The organism is Rouxiella sp. T17 (assembly GCF_036663475.1).
GTDB lineage: Bacteria > Pseudomonadota > Gammaproteobacteria > Enterobacterales > Enterobacteriaceae > Rouxiella.
In genome coordinates this window covers 54,513-72,873 of record NZ_JAWUEA010000011.1, presented here as the reverse complement: position 1 = coordinate 72,873, position 18,361 = coordinate 54,513, and the positions used below count along the sequence as shown (strand labels likewise).

The window sequence follows — 18,361 nt, the reverse complement described above, 5'->3', positions numbered from 1 at the left end:
TTTAAAAGGATTTAATCATGGCGAGAGCATTAGTCTGTCTGGGAGATAAAACGAGTTATGGGGAGGTTATTTCAGCTTCGGCCTCTTGGTTTGAAAATGATAAACCGATTGCACAATCAGCTGATAGAGCCTGGTGTAGTAAATGTAAGGGCACTTTTCAAATTTTGGCTTCGGCTGCTGATTGGGGCGAGCAGCAACCTTATGTCGCTACTGGAGATCGCGTGCTGTGTAATTGTCACGATCACTATGTATTTGGTTCGGCCACGCAATATACCAGTACCTCAGAGGGAAACCTTTATTCAAAAAATAGCGGTATTACCGAGGTGATAACTCAGGTCAATGCCGACCAACACCGCGTTCGTTTTCTTTGTACCGATGATAACAACCAGCCCATGATAGATTGTCGTTACACGCTTATTCTGCAAAATGGTCAAACGGAGGCGGGTATTACTGACGAACAGGGTTATACCGACTGGAATTATACAGACGCATCAACGCCTGTTAATTTACACGTTTTAACGGATTAAAACGGCTTCAAGAGAGAATCTAAAAGGCACAGCTAATTTAGTATAATCGCCAGCTTTAAAAGCAAAAAGCCCGCGTCAGTTTCCTGATGCGGGCTTCTCTAATTTGGCTCCCCTGACTGGACTTGAACCAGTGACATACGGATTAACAGTCCGCCGTTCTACCGACTGAACTACAGAGGAATCGTGTGAACGAGGCGAATATTAATGGCAGTCGTGCTCCGTGTCAAAGGGTTAAATCTATTTTGTTTTCGACTGCCGATATAGTAAACAAATATTATAATATTCAACCAGTTGAGCGTGTTTTTTGAACATTATCTTCTTATGGGAATTCGACAGTTAGCGTCGCCTCATCCTATTTTTGCTTAACGGCGCACTTTTCCATCGGCCATCACCAGAGTGATTTCCCCTTTCCAAAACTCAGCCAGAAACACCTCACTCAAATCACTGACCTGAAGCCCATCAAGTTTGTCTTTCAGCCAGCTTTCAGCTTTTCCGATGGCTTCGAGTTCTGAAATCCGCACTCTGCCATCTTTAATCAAAATTACCGAAGGCAGCTCGGCACCTTTACAGATTGCCGTAATCTGACCTCCCGGTTCGATTTGAGCATATTTCAAATTTTGAAAGGAATGGATGCCTTGGGTATGCAATTGCGAAGCGACGTTGAGAATGTCTATCTTGTTCCTGCGTTTCAATATGTTTTCCATGATGAACTTGCCATCTTTAACGATCGGTATTGGGTTACCAATCGCGAAATTACGGAACATAAAGAAGCGCTTACTGATGGAATTCAGCAGCGAAATAAGCAGCACGCCAATCACCAGGACAATCACATACTGGTAAAGCGGGATGACGTCGTTATAGATGACGCCACCAATAATTCCGCCCAAAACGAAGTTGCCAATGAAGTCTACCGGCGTCATTTGCGACAGCTGGGTTTTACCTGAAAAGTTCAAATGAGAGATAACAATCAAAAATCCAATCACGAATTTCGCGAGGACTAAAAGATAATACTCCATTAATTTTATGCTCCGAAATAAAGAAACTATAACATAGTTAGTAAAACCCTTAATGAATTCAAACGATAAGGAAACGCTCGCATGAGTCATCATTCAGGTTTCGATCGCCGCACGCTGCTTAAGCTTGGCGCAGGTTTGGCCGCAGGTCTCGCCGTCCAGGCTAAAGCCGATAGCACCGCCTCGCGTCCGTTATTCTCGGGCAGTGGTTCTCATCTGTTAATCCGCAATGCCACGGTCATTACACTGGATCCTAAACTCGGTGATATGTCGCAAGCAGACATTGAAGTGCGCGACGGAAAGATAGTGGCGGTCGGCAAAAACCTGAGTGTGCAAGGCGCTTTAGTGATTGAAGGCAAAGGGAAAATTGTTATCCCGGGACTCGTCGATTCCCACTGGCACCTTTGGAACAGCTTTTTACGCAACAGTTCGCCCTCGCCGCAGGGAGAAACGTTTTTCAAATCGCAGCTTAAAACCAGCTCTCGCTTCACGCCTGAACTCTCTGCACTCGGCGTGCGCATGGGATTGGCCGAAGCACTGAACGCTGGCATTACCACGGTAAATAACTGGTCGCACAATTTGCGTAATCCCGCTTTTGCCGACGCAGAGTTAAAAGCCATGGCGGCAAGCGGCCTGCGCACGAGATTGTGGTATGGCTACGCGCAGGATTTAGCAGCCACGTCGGCCATGGATTTTAAGGATATCCAACGCGTGCAGGCGAGTCTGTCGAGTGAAAAATCTTCTGCCATTAGTCTGGGGCTTGCCATCCGCGGACCCGAACGAACGGGCGCAGCAATTTGGCAGCAGGAGTTTGCCTTTGCCAGGCAGCAGGGGCTGCCTATCTCCACCCATATTGCCGTAACAGGCGAAATGCAAAAGAAGAAGGCAATTCAACAGCTCGCGCAACAAGATTTGCTTAATGAATCCGTCCAGTTAGTTCACGCCACTCACGCCGACGAAGACGATATTAACGCCATCGCGCAAAGCAGGGCGTCGGTTTGTTTTACGCCGCTAACGGAGATGCGCGTGGGTTATGGGCTGGCACCGGTTGCGGCGATGCATCGGGCAAACATTCCGCTGGCTTTGGGAATCGATACGTTGGTGCTCAGCGGCAACGCGAATCCTTTTATGGTGATGCAAACAACCCTCAATCTTGCGACCGGCATCACCGGCAATGAGTTGGCGCTCACCGCCCGCGATGTATTGTATTGGGCGACGCAGGGCGGGGCAAATATGATGGGGCTTGGCAATCAGTTTGGTTCAATTACGCCGGGTAAACGGGCTGATTTAGTATTGATTGATGCACAACGGCTTGGCATGTTCCCCCTTACCGATCCTGTTGCGGCGGTGGTTCAATCCGCCACGCCGAGTGATGTCGAGACGGTCATTGCTGACGGTAAAATCCTCAAGCATCAAGGGAAGCTGCAACATATCGATGTGGAAGAATTAGCGGTTGAGGCGTGGCGGGGATATAAGCAGGTTATTATTTAATAATTTAATAGTATTGAGAAGAGACCAAAAAGAAAATGCCCGCGACGCTTCCTGATGCGGGCTGTTTTGGATTTTACAATGATACCAAACTTACTAATCTCTTTGAGAAGGATGTTTCCTTTAGAAGGAACCTCGTCGTTTAATCGTCGTTGAGGCATTCCAACTTTTACCGTCATCTTGTAACTCAACTTGTATAATGTTTTTCCTTGATGCTGTAAATCTATCATTTGGTTTTACGCTATCGCTAATATGACCAAATATTTCGTTATTATTTTCGAAGCGGTAATCCTTTAAATTATGTTTAATGCCTACTGTGCGATCCATGCCACAACGCAGAGCGCTAGGGCCTGTTGCCGCTACGGTAAGTCCAACTCTGGCTGAATTGTATTTGTTTCCTCCCACTCGTTTGGGCGATGTGTCGAAGCGTTTATTTAAATTTATATTTTTAAGTAATAGCGCAAAAGATTCTTGCTGAGTTAATTCTTGTATTTCAGGTTGGTAATCTAAATAAATAGAGCAACTGCGCCATTGTTCGAATTTCAATTCGGGGAGATCATGCCAATTACCTTGGTAAGTGTGGTTGATGTGTTCAATAGTTTTTTGAATAGTACTATGATGAGGAGCAGCAGCAATCACTGCATTACTTATCATCGGGGAGCTATCTTTCTGGTCGGTCAGAAAAATTCTCATGCCGCTTGGTGTTTCGAGGTTGCTGATTGCCTTCTTGGCAGCAACATCGCAATCAATGCCTAAGCCTCCGAAGGCTTCCAGCACCGCGTATTGAGCAATATCTTTTGCCGCAGCGAGATTCTTGCCGGGGCCTGTCATCTCTTGCCTGAAAAATTTATAAAGGAGGCTCTTCTGCTCACCGTTATAATTCCAGTTATCGAAAAATTTATGAATATCACACAGGGTGATTTTTTTAAACAGTGCGGGACTAATTTCATTATCTAATGCGATTTTCTTTATTATTTTCTCAGAGGAGTCATCGGTCCACAGGCAAACTTGATGAGTCCGGTTTTTTTCGACAAAATCAATAATGTTTCTGAAAGCATTTAAGATGTTAATAGAGTATTTACGATCCGTCGGCGTATTTTCAAATGAAAAACTCTGTTGTTGTTTTTCTGAAGGTGCTTTAGCCGAATTTTTTTCTTCTGCTGTTGTTATTGTGGGTGTTAAATATAAATGAAAGTGGGCTATTTTTGGAATGCTTTCGGCTGAGTTCTGACTTGTAGATTGAATGCTGGAAAGCGGAATTTCAGAACTGATTACTACTCGCTTTATATTTGATGATAAAGCGCTAACATCAATTTTACTTTCATTGTTGATTTTATATTGATCAAAATAAAGGTTAATCCCGTCTATTCTTGGCATTGTCTATTTCCCCTGAAATATTTTTAATTTCCTAAGGCATTGTAATTAATTAAAAATAAACGAATTGATAGGTGATGTATTAGTTTTTATGACTTTACCCTATTGGAATTTATAAGTCTTGGACTGTAAAAAAGATGAGCTTTTTATGATTGCTGGGTGGTGATTGCTGGGGGTTGTCACGCTGGAAAATGATAAACGCTAGAAAACAAAAAGCCCGCGTCAGTTTCCTGATGCGGGCTTCTCTAAATTTGGCTCCTCTGACTGGACTCGAACCAGTGACATACGGATTAACAGTCCGCCGTTCTACCGACTGAACTACAGAGGAATCGTGTGAACGGGGCGAATATTAACGGGGTGCGGCTGGCTTGTCAAAGGGGTTTCTGCGTAAATTCGTTCGAGTGCTGAAGAAACCGGCAAAACCCCGTTTTTTTGTACAATCTAGCCCGTATCTCACCCGCAATCAGGTGTTTCAACCGAAATTGCGAGTGAAAATTTTAGCCCAGAATTCGCTTGGCCCATGAAGAAATTTCGTCGCCGCTGCCAATATCCGGCTGTGCCAAGCCATTCACCATAAAGGTGGGTGACACGTGGATGCCGTTCTGGCGCGAATATTTGCTGTGCCACTTAATCACGTTTTGCAATTCAGGACGTGCAAAGGCTTCGCGCGCGTTAACGCCGCTGTAGCTTTCGAGGCGATTAAGAATGTCATTTGGCGTCGCGTCCATATTTGGACCCGAACAGTGATCGGTAAACTCAAACTCTTCACGATGATCGGCCACCGCTTTCAGTACCGCTTTGGCCGCTTCCTTGCCTTCTGGCAGAGTCGAAGCCGCCAAAATGTATCGTACGATCACGCCGGAATACATGTGCCACGGCTGAGACTGAAGATGAATTTTCAACGTCACATTGTCTTCACCGACTTCTTCGAGCAGCGCATCAAATTTATTGAATGCGCGAACGGAGAACGGACAGGTTGGTTCTAGAAACACTTCAAATACGTTCTTTCCATGGCCCCAAACGAGCGGGTCGGCCTGCAATGGTTTCTCAGACATCTCTATATCCTCAATTTTAAGGGGAAATCAGTAAAATATCATACTCATCATCATTGCAAATTCCCCCTTTTGTCTCTATCCAAAAAGGGCTCGACGCCCTTTGTTTTAGGTTAAGAAAGATTACCGCGCTTTAACGGGGCTTTATCGCTTTCAAGGCGCGTTGTGCCAACTCGGTAAAATAGTCGACAGCTTGTCCAATAATCGCTTCATCAGGATTAAAAGAGGGATGATGCAAACCATAGTCGCTGGCGCTGCCAATGCTGACAAAGGCTCCCGGGATCTGCTGCAAATAGAAGGCGAAATCTTCACCGCCCATTTGGGGCGTCGCGACTTCTGTGTGATAGCCGTTTTCAGCGGCGAGCTCGAGTGCAAAGTCAGCCCATTGTTGAGTATTGACCAGTGCAGGCGGACCCGGCTGCCAGTTCAAAGTAGCGCTGGCACCAAAGCCGCTGGCAATGCCGGAAATAAGTGACTCTATTTTAACGGGGATCTGCGCACGAATCGCATCATTGTGCGTTCGCACCGTACCTTCAAGCTCAACGGTTTGCGGCAGAACGTTCCAGGTATTTCCGGCCGTAAAACGCGTAACGCTGACCACTACTGATTCCTGCGAGCTATAAATTCTGCTCGCCAGCGTTTGCAGAGTAGTGACTATCTGGCTGGCGATCACGACAGAATCGATCCCTTCGTGCGGCCGTGCAGCATGAGCACCTTTGCCATTGATATCTATGGTGAATCTGTCTACGTTGGCATAAAACGCGCCGCCACGGGTTTTCAGCGTGCCGACGGGTAAATCGGGCGCATTATGCAGGCCGAAGATAGCCTGCACGCCTTCCAGCGCGCCTGCATCAATCAGTTGTTGCGCGCCATTAAAGGTCTCTTCTGCGGGCTGGAAAAGAATTCGCACGCGGCCAGCCAGCGTTTTCTCCAATGCTTTCAATTGGTAAGCGACGCCGAGCATGACTGAGGTATGAATGTCGTGTCCGCAGGCGTGCATCACACCGGCGTTTTTCGACGCAAAGGGCAGGTCGGTAGCCTCATTGATCGGCAGGGCGTCAATGTCGGCGCGCAGCGCAATCAGCGGCTCGCCTTGCCCAATTTCAATCACTACGCCCGTTTTTAATCCAAACGGCAAAATGCGAATATCTGCCTGTTTTAGCCACGCCGTAATACGTTCCGTGGTGGCGAATTCATGATTGGAAAGCTCGGGGTATTGATGAAGCTCGCGCCGCCAGGCAACCAGCTGTTCGGTAAATGCGTCCGTCATATTATCCTCGCGTTGATGGCAAGCTGCGGTTTGATTTCAGGCTGGGCGGAGATTTAGGAAGTGTTAATTCACCGCTTCAGCGGAAGCTGACATCATCCAAAGTTGCTGCCCGCGCGTGAACCAACAATTTGCCATAAGCTTTGCCAGATTTGAGCTAATCCTATTGCCGATTTTGTGATTCCTTTGCGCGAATTTGTTGTTTTACTCCCAATAAATCCCCCTTCACTATCAGTGATAAAGGAATGGAGGATCCTGCTTCGTTCAATTTCGGATACGGAGGATACGCATGAGCGACCCATTTGCTGCGCAGCTTATTGAATGGCGCAGAACTTTACACACCTGGCCGGAGCTTTCCAATCAGGAGCTGGCAACCACCGCGCGCGTTCGCGAGTGGCTACAGGCAGCAGATATTCGACTGGTCGATTACCCGATTTCCACGGGCGTGGTGGCCGAGATAGGTCACGGCGAGCCGCTGATTGCGCTACGTGCCGACATCGACGCATTGCCTATTCATGAACAGACCCAGCTGCCTTTTGCCTCGAAAAACGCCGGTGTGATGCACGCCTGCGGCCATGATATTCACACCTCGGTGATACTTGGCGCGGCGCTGCAACTCAAGGCGCGCGAGGCCACATTACCGGGCCGGGTGCGGCTTTTATTCCAGCCGGGCGAAGAAAACTGCACGGGCGCGAAGCAGTTGATTAAGGCTGGCGCGCTCGAAGGCGTGCAGGCTATCTTTGGTATGCACAATGAGCCGGGCTTGCCGACCGGCACTTTTGCGACGCGCGGCGGTGCGTTTTATGCCAACGCCGATCGTTTTATTATTCGCATTCACGGCAAAGGGGCGCACGCCGCGCATCCGGAGCAGGGCATCGATACCATTGTGCTGACCAGTCAGGTTATTCAGGCGCTACAAGCGTTGACCAGCCGCAGCTTTAATACTCTCGACAGCCTGGTGTTGAGTATTACTCGCATCGACGCGGGTAAAACTTGGAACGTGCTGCCTGAAGAGGTGATGTTTGGCGGCACGTTGCGCACTCACGACAATAAAGTGCGCGAGCAGGTGCAGCAACGGGTCAAGCATTTGGTTCAGACGTTGGTCGAAGCCAGCGGTGCAACGGCGGAAGTCAGTTGGACTGCCGGCCCGCCCGTGTTAATCAACGATGAACATTGGGCCAGCGTCAGTGCTGAAGTAGCAAAAAATAGCGGATATAAGGTGCAAACGGCCGACTTACACCTCGGCGGCGAGGACTTTGCCATCTACTTGCAGCAGGTTCCGGGGGCCTTTGTCAGCATTGGCAGCGCCAGCGAATTTGGATTGCATCACGAAGGATTTAATCCTGACGAAGCCCTGATCGCGCCCGCCGCCCACTATTTTGCTCACCTTGCCGAACACGCGCTTGCTGAGCTTGTCGAGCAGGCCAAAACAGCAGGCGCGGCCTAAGTCATTCCTTTAAATACATTCGCCTAAATTCAATCGCCTAAATTCAATCGCACAAATTCAATCGCACAAATTCAATCTCTCACCCCAAGCCTGATTGTTAAGGCTTGGGGGGTTATTGCACCTTCGTTGTGAATCTCTGCTTGTTTAATGTGCAGCAATTAATACTAATCTCCTTCCATACTCTCCGCGAACATCTTAAATCAGGGGTTTTTCCCTGAGCGAGATCTGATAAAACCCCTGAATCCCCCTGATTTTTTCATGATAATCGATACTTTATGACCCTTTGTTTACTGTGCTTATTAGATTGGCACGGCGGTTGCTTTGTTAATCAACTAACAGCATCTGTGATTCTGATAACAAACCAACAGGGGCGTATGGCCGATAATCTCGATGTGATTGCACAAATCCAAGGCTCGCTGGCCGGACAAACGCCAACGGGGAAGCGCATCGCCAGTTATTTGCTGGCGAATCTGGCGCAGATCCCTTTTGAAACCGCTGATAGCATTGCCCGCAGCGCGGCGACCAGCGGGATCTCGGTTGGGCGTTACCTACGCAGCCTGGGTTATCGCAATCTCGATGATTTTAAACAGACGTTGCGCCAGCAAAGCAGCGGCGCGCTGTATCAACCTTGGGTGGTGACCGACCGGCTTGGCGCTTATCGAAAACGAAGCGAGCAGCCACAACAGCAGAAGTTTGAACAGGGTCTGACGCTTGAGCTTGAAGCTATTCAGCACGTTTACCAGCTGACACAAAGCGACAGCTTTAGTCGTATCAGCCGTGGGCTGGCTGAAGCTGATGCGGTTTTTATCCTTGGTATTCAATCGGTTCGCGGCATTGCCAATGCGTTTTACAGCAATCTGGAATATCTGCGGCCACAGGTTTACTTTGCGGACGGTCAGTCTGGCACGTACGTGGAGTCGTTAAATTCCGAGTTCTTCGCGCCTTACATTGTGGTGACTGATACCCGCGCCTATTCCGTTACCGCGCAAAAATATTGCAAGGCCGCCTGTGATCGTGGCCTGCGCGTGGCGTTAATTACCGATATTTACTGCCCGTGGGCGCATGATTATCCGGTTGATTTACTTCAGATAAAAAATGACACCGGCCAGTTTTGGGATTCGATGGCACCGCTCAGCTGTCTGTTTAACCTACTCTGTTCCGCCGTGCTTGAACTGCGCGGCGACGAGGTTGAACAGCGTTTAGCGACCAATCGCCTGTTGCAGAAAGAGTTCGGGCAATTTGAATCCTGACAGAAAATTTTATTCAACAGGGGAAGTGAAACTGATTATGAGTGAGCAGCTTAAGAGTGAAAGTGCGATTAATGCGTCGGGCGAAGGCGGTCAGGAGATTGCCATGATTGATGTCGCCGAGCTATTACCGCTCGCCGTGATTGACATGAAATACGCCACCGATGACAACCTCACGGGTCGCAAAGTCTACTGCGAAAATCGTTGTTTGCTGCATCCCGACGCCGCCAAGGCGCTGAGCCGCTGCTTCGAGGTGGCGCAGCTGGCCGGTTTTACCCTCAAGATTTTGGATGCCTATCGGCCACAGCAGGCGCAAAAGATCTTTTGGGCCGTGCTGCCGGACCCGGATTACGTGGCGGATATCAGCATCGGTTCGCATCATAGTCGCGGCGTGGCGGTTGACTTGACACTGCTCGACGAGCACGGCGTTGAGCTGGATATGGGCGCGGGTTTTGACGAAATGACCGAAAGATCGCACCCGTTTTATCCGCATTTACCCGCCGAGATTCAGCGCAATCGGCTGCTGCTCAATGCCGTGATGGCGGCCGGTGGATTTATCGGCATGCCGACGGAATGGTGGCACTTTGAGCTGCCTAATTCGATTTCATATCCGTTGCTAACTGACATTTTTGACTGCTATTCCGCCACCGATCTGGCCTGATTCTTGGCGGTAACTTGATGTTTTAAAGCTGTTTACTGCAAATTAAATGTTTATTGCCATTCAATCACCGGGAGTTTGTCGATGCCTATTTTCACAGCAAAAAAAGTGTTCACCTCTCAAACTAAATTCACCACTAAAACAATATTCACTACTCAAACAATCGTAGCCGCTGCCGTGCTGGTGGCGCTCGCGGGAAGTTCTCTGCCTGCCAACGCCGCGGTGCCAAAAGATATGCTGGTGATCGGCAAGGCGGCCGACCCGCAAACGCTGGATCCGGCCGTCACCATTGATAACAACGACTGGACGGTGACCTATCCGGCGTATCAACGTTTAGTTGGTTATAAAACGGGATCGACACAGGTTGAGGGCGATCTGGCAGAAAGCTGGACTTCGTCTGCCGATGGTCTGGTCTGGACCTTCAAACTCAAATCGGGCGCTAAATTTGATGATGGAACCGAGGTCAATGCCGAGGCGGTGAAATGGTCGTTTGATCGTTTGATGAAAATTGCACAAGGTCCGTCGGAAGCCTTCCCGAAAGATATGCAGGTGGCGGTGGTCGACCCGATGACCGTGCGTTTCACGCTGAAAACTATCTTCGCGCCTTTCCTTTATACCTTGGCGAATGACGGCGCGGGAATTGTGAATCCGGCCATCGCCAAGGCCAATCCTGCCGACGAGGGCAAAGCCTGGCTTTCCAGTCATACCGCCGGTTCCGGCCCTTATAAACTCAGCAACTGGCAGAAAGGCCAGCAGCTGGTGCTGGTGCCCAACACATATTACAGCGGGCCAAAACCTTCGTTCAAACGGGTGACGGTAAAAATTATCGGCGAAAGTTCGAGTCGTCGCCTGCAGCTGTCGCGCGGTGACCTTGATGTCGCCGATTCCCTGCCTATCGACCAGCTGGCGGCGTTGAAGAAAGAAGATAAGGTCGCGGTTAACGAATACCCGTCGCTGCGTGTGACCTATCTGTATCTCAATAACGCAAAAGGGCCGATGAATCAGGTCGATTTACGTCGCGCTGTCTCCTACGCAGTGGATTATAAAGGGATCGTTGACGGCATTTTGGGTGGCAACGCCAAGCAGATGCGCGGCCCGATCCCTGATGGCATGTGGGGATACGATCCGCAGGCGATGCAGTACAGCAACGATCCGGCGAAAGCAAAAGCCGAGCTCGCCAAGGCTAAAGCGCCCGACACCCTCGACCTGCTCTATTCCGACAGCGACCCGAACTGGGAACCGATCGCGCTCTCCGTGCAGGCCAGTCTTGCGACGGCAGGCGTGAAAGTGAAGCTCGAAAAACTCGCCAACGCCACGATGCGCGACCGAATCGGGCAGGGCGATTATGACATTTCGATCGGTAACTGGAGCCCGGATTTCGCCGACCCGTACATGTTTATGAACTACTGGTTTGAATCAGATAAGAAAGGATTGCCGGGCAACCGTTCTTTCTATTCCAATCCGCAGGTTGATGATTTGCTGAAGAAAGCGGTGTCAGTCGCGGATCAGAAACAGCGCACTGACTACTACCAGCAGGCGCAGAAAATCGTGATTGATGAGGCCGCTTACGTTTATCTGTTCCAGAAAAACTATCAGGTGGCGATGAATAAAGATCTGAAAGGCTTCGTTTTCAATCCCATGCTTGAGCAGGTATTTAACGTCGCGCAGATGCATAAAGAGTAGAAACCTGTTGCTAACTCACTAATTTGAAATAGTTATTTTTAAAAGGCGAGTTATGGAAGTAATTTAGGAAGGTAAGTCACTCACGGCACCGAAATCCCGTTTTCGGTGCCTCGTTTGGGGTAACGATGATTTTCAGAGGCTAACGATGACTTTCTGGACCCTTATTCGCCAGCGTTGCTGGGGATTGGTGCTGGTGATGATAGGGGTCTGCGTGATCACTTTTATCATCTCGCACCTGATTCCGGGCGACCCTGCAAGACTGCTGGCCGGCGATCGCGCCAGCAACGAGATGGTGCAACACATGCGCCAGCAGCTCGGTCTCGATCAGCCGCTGTACGTACAATTTTATCGCTATGTGGTGGATCTGCTGCACGGCAATCTTGGCACCTCGATTCGTACTGGCCGTCCGGTGCTGGAAGATCTGCGGGCGTTTTTCCCGGCAACGCTGGAGCTGGCGTTTAGCGCGCTGCTGCTGGCGATTCTCTTCGGCGTGCCGCTTGGCGTGCTGTCGGCGGTTTATCGCAACAAATTTCCCGACCACATCGTGCGCATGCTGTCAGTTATCGGCATCTCGACCCCCGCTTTTTGGCTGGGTCTTGGAGTTATCATCCTGTTTTACGGTCATTTAAACCTGCTGCCGGGCGGTGGAAGGCTGGATGACTGGCTGGATCCGCCGACCTCAATTACCGGATTTTATGTTCTTGATTCGCTGCTGACCGGCAATCACGAGGCGCTGTGGAACAGCTTGCAACACCTGCTGCTGCCTGCGCTGACGCTGGCTTTTGTTCACATGGGCGTGGTGGCGCGGCAGATTCGTTCGGCCATGCTGGAGCAGATGGGCGAAGACTATATTCGTACCGCGCGGGCCAACGGGCTGTCGAAATGGCGGGTGATTTTGTCTCACGCGCTGCCGAATGCGCTGATTCCGTCGGTGACCGTTTTAGGGCTGGCGATGGGCGATTTGCTGTATGGCGCAGTGCTTACCGAGACCGTCTTTGCCTGGCCGGGAATGGGAGCATACGTGGTCAGCTCGATTCAGGCGCTTGATTTCCCAGCCGTTATGGGCTTCGCCGTGGTGGTCTCTTTCGCCTACGTGTTGGTGAACCTGCTGGTGGATTTACTCTACGTGTGGATTGACCCGCGTATTGGCAGAGTGGGGTGAAAATGTCATTGATTGAACCGGGCGTCGACAATCATCGCGCCGATATCGTGCCGCCGGAAGTTAAACCGCGTTTCGCCTCGTGGCGCAAGACGGCGCACCAGCTGGGCCGCAGTCCGCTGACCGTTTTTGGCTTGGCGATCATGCTGATCGTCCTGTTTTTAATGCTTTTTTCGCCGTGGTTGGTGCCTCACGATCCCAACGCCATTGATCTCACCGCGCGTCTACAGGCGCCTTCAAGCAGCCACTGGTTCGGCACCGATGAAGTTGGGCGCGACCTGTTTAGCCGGGTGTTAATGGGCAGCCAGCAATCGGTGGCGGCGGGGCTGGCGGTGGTGATTCTGGCGGGCAGCATCGGCTCGATGCTGGGCTGTTTTTCGGGCGTGATGGGCGGCATTGTTGACGCGCTGATCATGCGCTGCATGGATATCATGCTCTCCGTGCCGTCGCTGGTATTAACCATGGCGCTGGCCGCCGCGCTTGGACCTAGCCTGTTTAATGCCATGCTGGCGATCGCGATTGTGCGCATCCCGTTTTATGTGCGGCTGGCGCGCGGCCAGACTTTAATGCTGCGCCATCAGGCTTACATGCAGGCAACGCGAACCTTTGGTGCGTCGCGCTGGCACCTGATCACCTGGCACGTTTTACGAAACGTGTTGCCGCCGCTGGTGGTGCAGGCGTCGCTGGATATCGGCACCTCGATTTTGATGGCCGCCACGCTGGGCTTTATCGGCCTCGGCGCGCAGCAGCCTACCGCCGAATGGGGCGCGATGGTCTCCAACGGGCGTAACTATATTCTGGATCAGTGGTGGTATTCCGCCTTTCCGGGCATGGCAATCCTGATTACCGCGACGGGTTTCAACCTGTTTGGTGACGGGTTGCGTGACCTGCTTGATCCAAAAAGCCGAGGGCGCTAACCATTATGATGACTGAACAACACAATCGGCCGGTGCTGGAAATAGAAGGGCTGCGGCTGGCGTTTCCGGTTTATGGCGGTGAAATTAGCGCCCTGAATGACGTGTCGCTACGGGTCAACGCGGGTGAAATTGTTGGCGTGGTGGGAGAATCAGGCTCGGGAAAATCCGTGACGGCGATGATGGCGATGCGCCTGCTGCCCGACGACAGTTTTATTATTAAATCCGGCGCGCTGCGCCTGCTCGGCACCGACGTCGTCAACGCCAGCGACAAACAGATGCGAACGCTGCGCGGCGCGCGGGTTGCAATGATTTTTCAGGAGCCGATGAATGCGCTGAATCCGACCCGAAAAATTGGCCGACAGATGTGTGAAGTGATCCGATTGCATCAAAAAATCAGTCAAAAAGAGGCCGAGAAAAAGGCGCAAAACCTGCTGGAAGAGATGCAAATCGGCGATGCGGCGCAGGTGATGCAGCGTTATCCGTTTGAGCTTTCAGGCGGTATGCGCCAGAGAGTGTTGATTGCCATGGCTTTTTCCTGCGAGCCCGAGCTGATTATTGCCGACGAACCGACTACCGCGCTCGACGTCACCGTGCAGCGACAGGTATTACGGCTGCTGCGCCGCAAAGCGCGTTCTAGCGGCACGGCGGTGCTGTTTATCACGCACGATATGGCGGTGGTTTCGCAACTTTGCGACCGCGTTTACGTGATGTACGCCGGTAACGTCATCGAAAGCGGCGCGACCGAGGAGGTCATTGCCCATCCGGCGCACCCGTATTCAATTGGTTTGATGCAGGCCGCGCCCGAAAACGGCGAGCCGCGCAGCGAACTGAAAGCGATTGCGGGCACGGTGCCTAATCTGGCAAAACTGCCTACCGGCTGTGCGTTTCGCGGACGCTGCACCCACGGCGACGCGCAGTGTCAGCAGTCGCCCGCGTTGTCGCCTCTAACTGTCGAGTCGCTTTATATTCATTCGCAACAACAGGTTGCATGTTGGCATCCGCAACGCGAAGCCGCAGAAATGACTCAGGAGCCGCTGAGATGAATGTCGATGCGTTAATTGAACTTCAAGATATTCGAGTGCGTTTTGCTGCGCAATATAACTGGCTCGGCAAGCCGAAAGGCTATGTTCACGCCTTAAACGGGCTGGATCTCAATATCATGCGCGGCGAAACGCTGGGCATTGTCGGCGAGTCTGGCTGTGGAAAAAGTACGCTGGCGCAGCTATTGATGGGCCTGCAAAAGCCGAGCAGCGGAGAGTTGCTGCGCGCGCGATCTGACCGATCGTGGTTCGGATCCGGCATGCAGATGGTGTTTCAGGATCCTCAGTCTTCGCTGGATCCGCGCCTGCCGATTTGGCGAATTATCACTGAGCCGGTGTATGTGCAAAAACATAATCCGGTCAGCGAGCGCCGTGCGTTGGCCGAAAAATTGGCGGAGCAGGTCGGGATCCGCAAGGAATATCTTGATCGCCTGCCGCACGAGTTTTCCGGCGGACAGCGGCAAAGAATTTCGATTGCCCGCGCATTGTCGTCAGAGCCGGATATTATCGTGCTCGACGAGCCGACCTCGGCGCTGGATATTTCGGTTCAGGCGCAAATTCTCAATCTGCTGGTGCGGCTTCAGCGCGAACGCAATCTGACTTACGTGCTGATTTCTCACAATGTTTCCGTGGTGCGGCACATGAGTGATCGCGTTGCGGTGATGTATCTCGGACAAATCGTCGAGCTGGGTCCGGCAGAAAAAGTGCTGACACATCCTCAGCATCCGTATACCCGTTTGCTGCTCGATTCGGTGCCCAAAGCGGGACGTTCGCTGGATGACGGACAGGAGGACAGAAAAGGCGAACTACCGAGCAACCGAAACTTGCCGCAGGGCTGTTTTTTCCGCGAACGCTGCCCGTACGCCGGCAATGGCTGTGAGCTGCCGCAAGATTTGCGGGTCAATCTTTCAGGCGCGGCGGTGCGCTGTCATCGCGCCAGCTGAGGATGATATTTCGCCAACACCAAATCGGCCCCTTCACTGAGTAGATCGTTGAGAGAAGAGGCCGGTATTCCAGATTTCAATCTCGTTATTTAAAATGGTCCCTTAAAATATTTCATTCATATTCAGCTGGCTCATTAGCAGGGCGTTGTCGCTGTAATCGACCGGAATGGCGACCACTGACACGCCCTGAACGTCCATGGCGGCGTGGAGCGTGCGTTCCAGCGAATCGGCCGAGGTGACCGCAAAACCTTTCGCGCCAAAGGCGTCGGCATAGGCTTTGAAATCTATAGGGCCAAACTGGATGCCTGAAGTACGCTGATATTTCTGCTGCTCCTGAATCGCCACCATGTTGTAGGCCTCATCGACCCAGATGATATGCAGCAGGTTGACGCCAAGCCTGACCGCGGTTTCCAGCTCCATGCTCGACTGCATAAAACCGCCATCGCCTGAAACCGAGACCACTTTTTTACCCGGATCTACCAATGCCGCGCCGATTGCCCACGGCAGCGCCACGCCCATCGTCTGCTGGCCGTTGGAAATGAGCACCTGACGCGCGCGGAAACTGTACAGATAGCGGGCGATCCAGATGTGAAAACTGCCCATGTCGACGCAAAGTGTCACGTCGCTGTTGACGATATCCTGCATCGCGCGCACTAACCGCAGCGGGTGAATGGCGAACTGATTGAGGCTGCGGCCTTTCTGGTCCAGCAGTTGGCGCTGTAAACGGCGCTCTTCGAGGATGTCGATAGCCGCAGGGCTCAGCACGATTTGCTCGGCGATTTGGTCGTTAAGCAGGTCGAGGGTGTCGGCGATATCGCCCACCAGTTCAATCTCTGGCTGGTAATGGCTGTCAGTTTCGGCTGGCGTGACATCAATATGCACCAGCTCGGCCGTGCCGTTGCTCCATTTCTCCGGCTCATACTCCACCGGGCTGTAGCCGATAGTGATCACTAAGTCGGCGTTGCGCAGCAGGCGATCGCCAGCCTGATTGTTAAATAATCCTACACGGCCCGCGAAGCGATGAAACGCGCTTTGGTCGATCACGCCCGCCGCCTGATAGGTGCTGGTCACCGGCAAATTACTCTTCTTCAATAGCCGACGAATCGCCTCGGCATTGCGCGGCTGGCTCGCCATCAACCCCAGCAGCAGCACCGGATTTTTCGCCTGTTGCAACATCCGCGACACCTGCAAAATTGCGCCGTGTGGCGCGCTGCCGAGCGTCGGCGAATAAGAGGTCAGCAGCTTGCCACGGGTTGGCTTATTAATCAGGTCCATCGGCAGGCTGATAAAAGAGGCACCCGGTCTGCCGAATTCCGCGGCGCGAAATCCGTTGGCGACCACTTCGGCCAGCGCGGAAGAGGAGGTTACTTCCGCCGAATACTTGGTCACCGGACGAAACATTGAAACCGTGTCCATAGTCTGGTGAACCTGTTTTAAATGGTCCGCTCGTTTAACGGCACCGCCTAACGCGACCATCGGGTCACCCTCGGAATTGGCGGTAGCAACGCCGGTAATGAGGTTCGAACAGCCGGGTCCGGAGGTGACTAGCGCGACGCCCGCTTTTCCGGTCAGCCTGCCAACCGCGCCAGCCATAAAGGCGGCGTTGGCCTCGTGGCGCACCACGACGGTTTCGATTTTTGAATCGACCAACGAGTCGAAAACGCGGTCAATTTTGGCCCCTGGAATGCCGAAAACGTGTTTCACGCCCTGCGCTTCAAGCTGCGCAACGACGAGATCTGCGCCGCAGGTCCATTCATTTTTTTGGTTGTCGGTGTGGTCTGAATTGTTCATTTTGCTGCTCCCTAAACGGCGGCTGTTAGCTTTCTACGGCGCGGATGGCTTCCTGCAAATTCTCGGGCGACAGGTCGGCGCGCAGGAAATCTTTGTCATGCGGAAAATCAATCATCAGTTTTTCGACGGTGCCGAACGTCAGCGTGCCGTGGTCAACTTGATAATCCAGCACGTGGCCGCCGCTACAGCGCGCATCATTGATAAAATGCTCGTGGTAACCCGCCACATTGATGCCCTGCATATATTCCGGCGTTAAGAAGCCAATCAAAACACCTTCAATATTGTCGAAATGGAAGGTCGGCTGCTCTTTTACCGCTTCAAGCATCGGCTTGTACGGGCGCTCTTGTTCAGGCACGGTGCGCGTATCCACGCGGCTGAATTTGCCGTTAATGCGCATGGCGCAGAAGGCGTTTTGGCTGGCGACGACGTTATCGATCACCTGATGCAGCTCCTCGCGAGTGTGAGGACGCTCGATGCGATATTCATTCGTCGGATTAAAGAATGTCATGGTGGCGAACGGCGTTTGCTGCTGCGGATTGGCGCGGCGCGCGGTGCCGTCGCCGCGTAATTGAAAGATATTGCCGTCAAAGGCGATCAGCTCGCCGTCGAGTTTATTAAAAGTCCCGATACCGAAATCACCATGCTCGCGCAGCTGCGCCATGGTGGTTTCGCCCTCGTAAACGCCGCTGAGCAGGGCGCTCATTAGCGAAGTTTGGTAAAGCACATTGGGAACGGAAACAGAAAGAGGGGTCAT

16 protein-coding genes and 2 tRNA genes are annotated in these 18,361 nt (G+C 51.9%); 10 read left to right on the top strand and 8 right to left on the bottom strand.

What is annotated here, in order from left to right; translation table 11 throughout:
• Positions 1 to 17: 17 nt before the first annotated feature.
• A complete protein-coding gene (locus tag SC206_RS03540) occupies positions 18 to 527 on the top strand; it encodes a PAAR domain-containing protein (RefSeq protein WP_332734233.1) in 510 nt (169 codons plus the stop codon).
• 104 nt (positions 528 to 631) lie between these two features.
• Here the strand turns inward: SC206_RS03540 and SC206_RS03535 are convergent.
• Both SC206_RS03535 and SC206_RS03530 read right to left on the bottom strand, forming a co-directional pair.
• Positions 632 to 707 (bottom strand) — tRNA-Asn (locus tag SC206_RS03535).
• A gap of 182 nt (positions 708 to 889) precedes the next feature.
• Positions 890 to 1,543, bottom strand: coding sequence for a DUF421 domain-containing protein (locus tag SC206_RS03530; protein WP_332734231.1), 654 nt, complete (start codon positions 1,541 to 1,543; stop codon positions 890 to 892).
• Between the two features lie 81 nt (positions 1,544 to 1,624).
• Here SC206_RS03530 and SC206_RS03525 point away from each other — a divergent pair, with 81 nt between their 5' ends.
• Positions 1,625 to 3,031 (top strand): amidohydrolase family protein, encoded by a 1,407-nt coding sequence (locus SC206_RS03525; RefSeq protein WP_332734229.1) that lies wholly within the window; start codon positions 1,625 to 1,627, stop codon positions 3,029 to 3,031.
• Between the two features lie 120 nt (positions 3,032 to 3,151).
• On the opposite strand, the gene SC206_RS03520 is transcribed toward SC206_RS03525, so the two are convergent.
• From SC206_RS03520 to SC206_RS03505, 4 genes are all read right to left on the bottom strand, one after another.
• Positions 3,152 to 4,405, bottom strand: a complete 1,254-nt coding sequence (locus SC206_RS03520) for a hypothetical protein (protein WP_332734227.1) — start codon at positions 4,403 to 4,405, stop codon at positions 3,152 to 3,154.
• 249 nt (positions 4,406 to 4,654) lie between these two features.
• Positions 4,655 to 4,730 (bottom strand) — tRNA-Asn (locus SC206_RS03515).
• Positions 4,731 to 4,899: 169 nt separating this feature from the next.
• Complete coding sequence (locus SC206_RS03510; RefSeq protein ID WP_332734225.1) at positions 4,900 to 5,457, bottom strand: DsbA family protein; 558 nt, start codon at positions 5,455 to 5,457, stop codon at positions 4,900 to 4,902.
• 130 nt (positions 5,458 to 5,587) lie between these two features.
• Positions 5,588 to 6,724, bottom strand: a complete 1,137-nt coding sequence (locus tag SC206_RS03505; protein ID WP_332734223.1) for an amidohydrolase — start codon at positions 6,722 to 6,724, stop codon at positions 5,588 to 5,590.
• 286 nt (positions 6,725 to 7,010) lie between these two features.
• Here SC206_RS03505 and SC206_RS03500 point away from each other — a divergent pair, with 286 nt between their 5' ends.
• The 8 genes from SC206_RS03500 to SC206_RS03465 all read left to right on the top strand — a co-directional run bounded on the left by SC206_RS03500 (position 7,011) and on the right by SC206_RS03465 (position 15,816).
• Positions 7,011 to 8,168 (top strand): amidohydrolase, encoded by a 1,158-nt coding sequence (locus SC206_RS03500; RefSeq protein WP_332734221.1) that lies wholly within the window; start codon positions 7,011 to 7,013, stop codon positions 8,166 to 8,168.
• Positions 8,169 to 8,542: 374 nt separating this feature from the next.
• A complete protein-coding gene (locus SC206_RS03495) occupies positions 8,543 to 9,418 on the top strand; it encodes a MurR/RpiR family transcriptional regulator (protein ID WP_332734219.1) in 876 nt (291 codons plus the stop codon).
• Positions 9,419 to 9,455: 37 nt separating this feature from the next.
• Positions 9,456 to 10,076, top strand: a complete 621-nt coding sequence (gene ddpX, locus SC206_RS03490) for a D-alanyl-D-alanine dipeptidase (protein WP_332734217.1) — start codon at positions 9,456 to 9,458, stop codon at positions 10,074 to 10,076.
• Positions 10,077 to 10,157: 81 nt separating this feature from the next.
• Complete coding sequence (locus tag SC206_RS03485) at positions 10,158 to 11,756, top strand: ABC transporter substrate-binding protein (RefSeq protein WP_332734214.1); 1,599 nt, start codon at positions 10,158 to 10,160, stop codon at positions 11,754 to 11,756.
• Between the two features lie 145 nt (positions 11,757 to 11,901).
• Positions 11,902 to 12,918 (top strand): ABC transporter permease, encoded by a 1,017-nt coding sequence (locus SC206_RS03480; RefSeq protein WP_332734212.1) that lies wholly within the window; start codon positions 11,902 to 11,904, stop codon positions 12,916 to 12,918.
• A gap of 2 nt (positions 12,919 to 12,920) precedes the next feature.
• A complete protein-coding gene (gene ddpC, locus SC206_RS03475) occupies positions 12,921 to 13,832 on the top strand; it encodes a D,D-dipeptide ABC transporter permease (RefSeq protein ID WP_332734210.1) in 912 nt (303 codons plus the stop codon).
• An 8-nt stretch (positions 13,833 to 13,840) separates the two neighbouring features.
• The gene (locus SC206_RS03470) at positions 13,841 to 14,875 is read left to right on the top strand and encodes an ABC transporter ATP-binding protein (RefSeq protein WP_332734419.1); all 1,035 of its coding nucleotides are present in this window, start codon (positions 13,841 to 13,843) and stop codon (positions 14,873 to 14,875) included.
• Positions 14,872 to 15,816, top strand: coding sequence for an ABC transporter ATP-binding protein (locus SC206_RS03465; protein ID WP_332734208.1), 945 nt, complete (start codon positions 14,872 to 14,874; stop codon positions 15,814 to 15,816). Before SC206_RS03470 ends, SC206_RS03465 begins: the two co-directional genes overlap by 4 nt.
• Before the next feature lie 102 nt (positions 15,817 to 15,918).
• Here SC206_RS03465 and alsS read toward each other — a convergent pair whose 3' ends face one another.
• On the bottom strand, positions 15,919 to 17,607 hold the full coding sequence (alsS, locus tag SC206_RS03460; protein WP_332734206.1) for an acetolactate synthase AlsS: 1,689 nt from the start codon (positions 17,605 to 17,607) through the stop codon (positions 15,919 to 15,921).
• A gap of 25 nt (positions 17,608 to 17,632) precedes the next feature.
• Positions 17,633 to 18,361, bottom strand: a complete 729-nt coding sequence (gene budA / locus SC206_RS03455) for an acetolactate decarboxylase (RefSeq protein WP_332734204.1) — start codon at positions 18,359 to 18,361, stop codon at positions 17,633 to 17,635.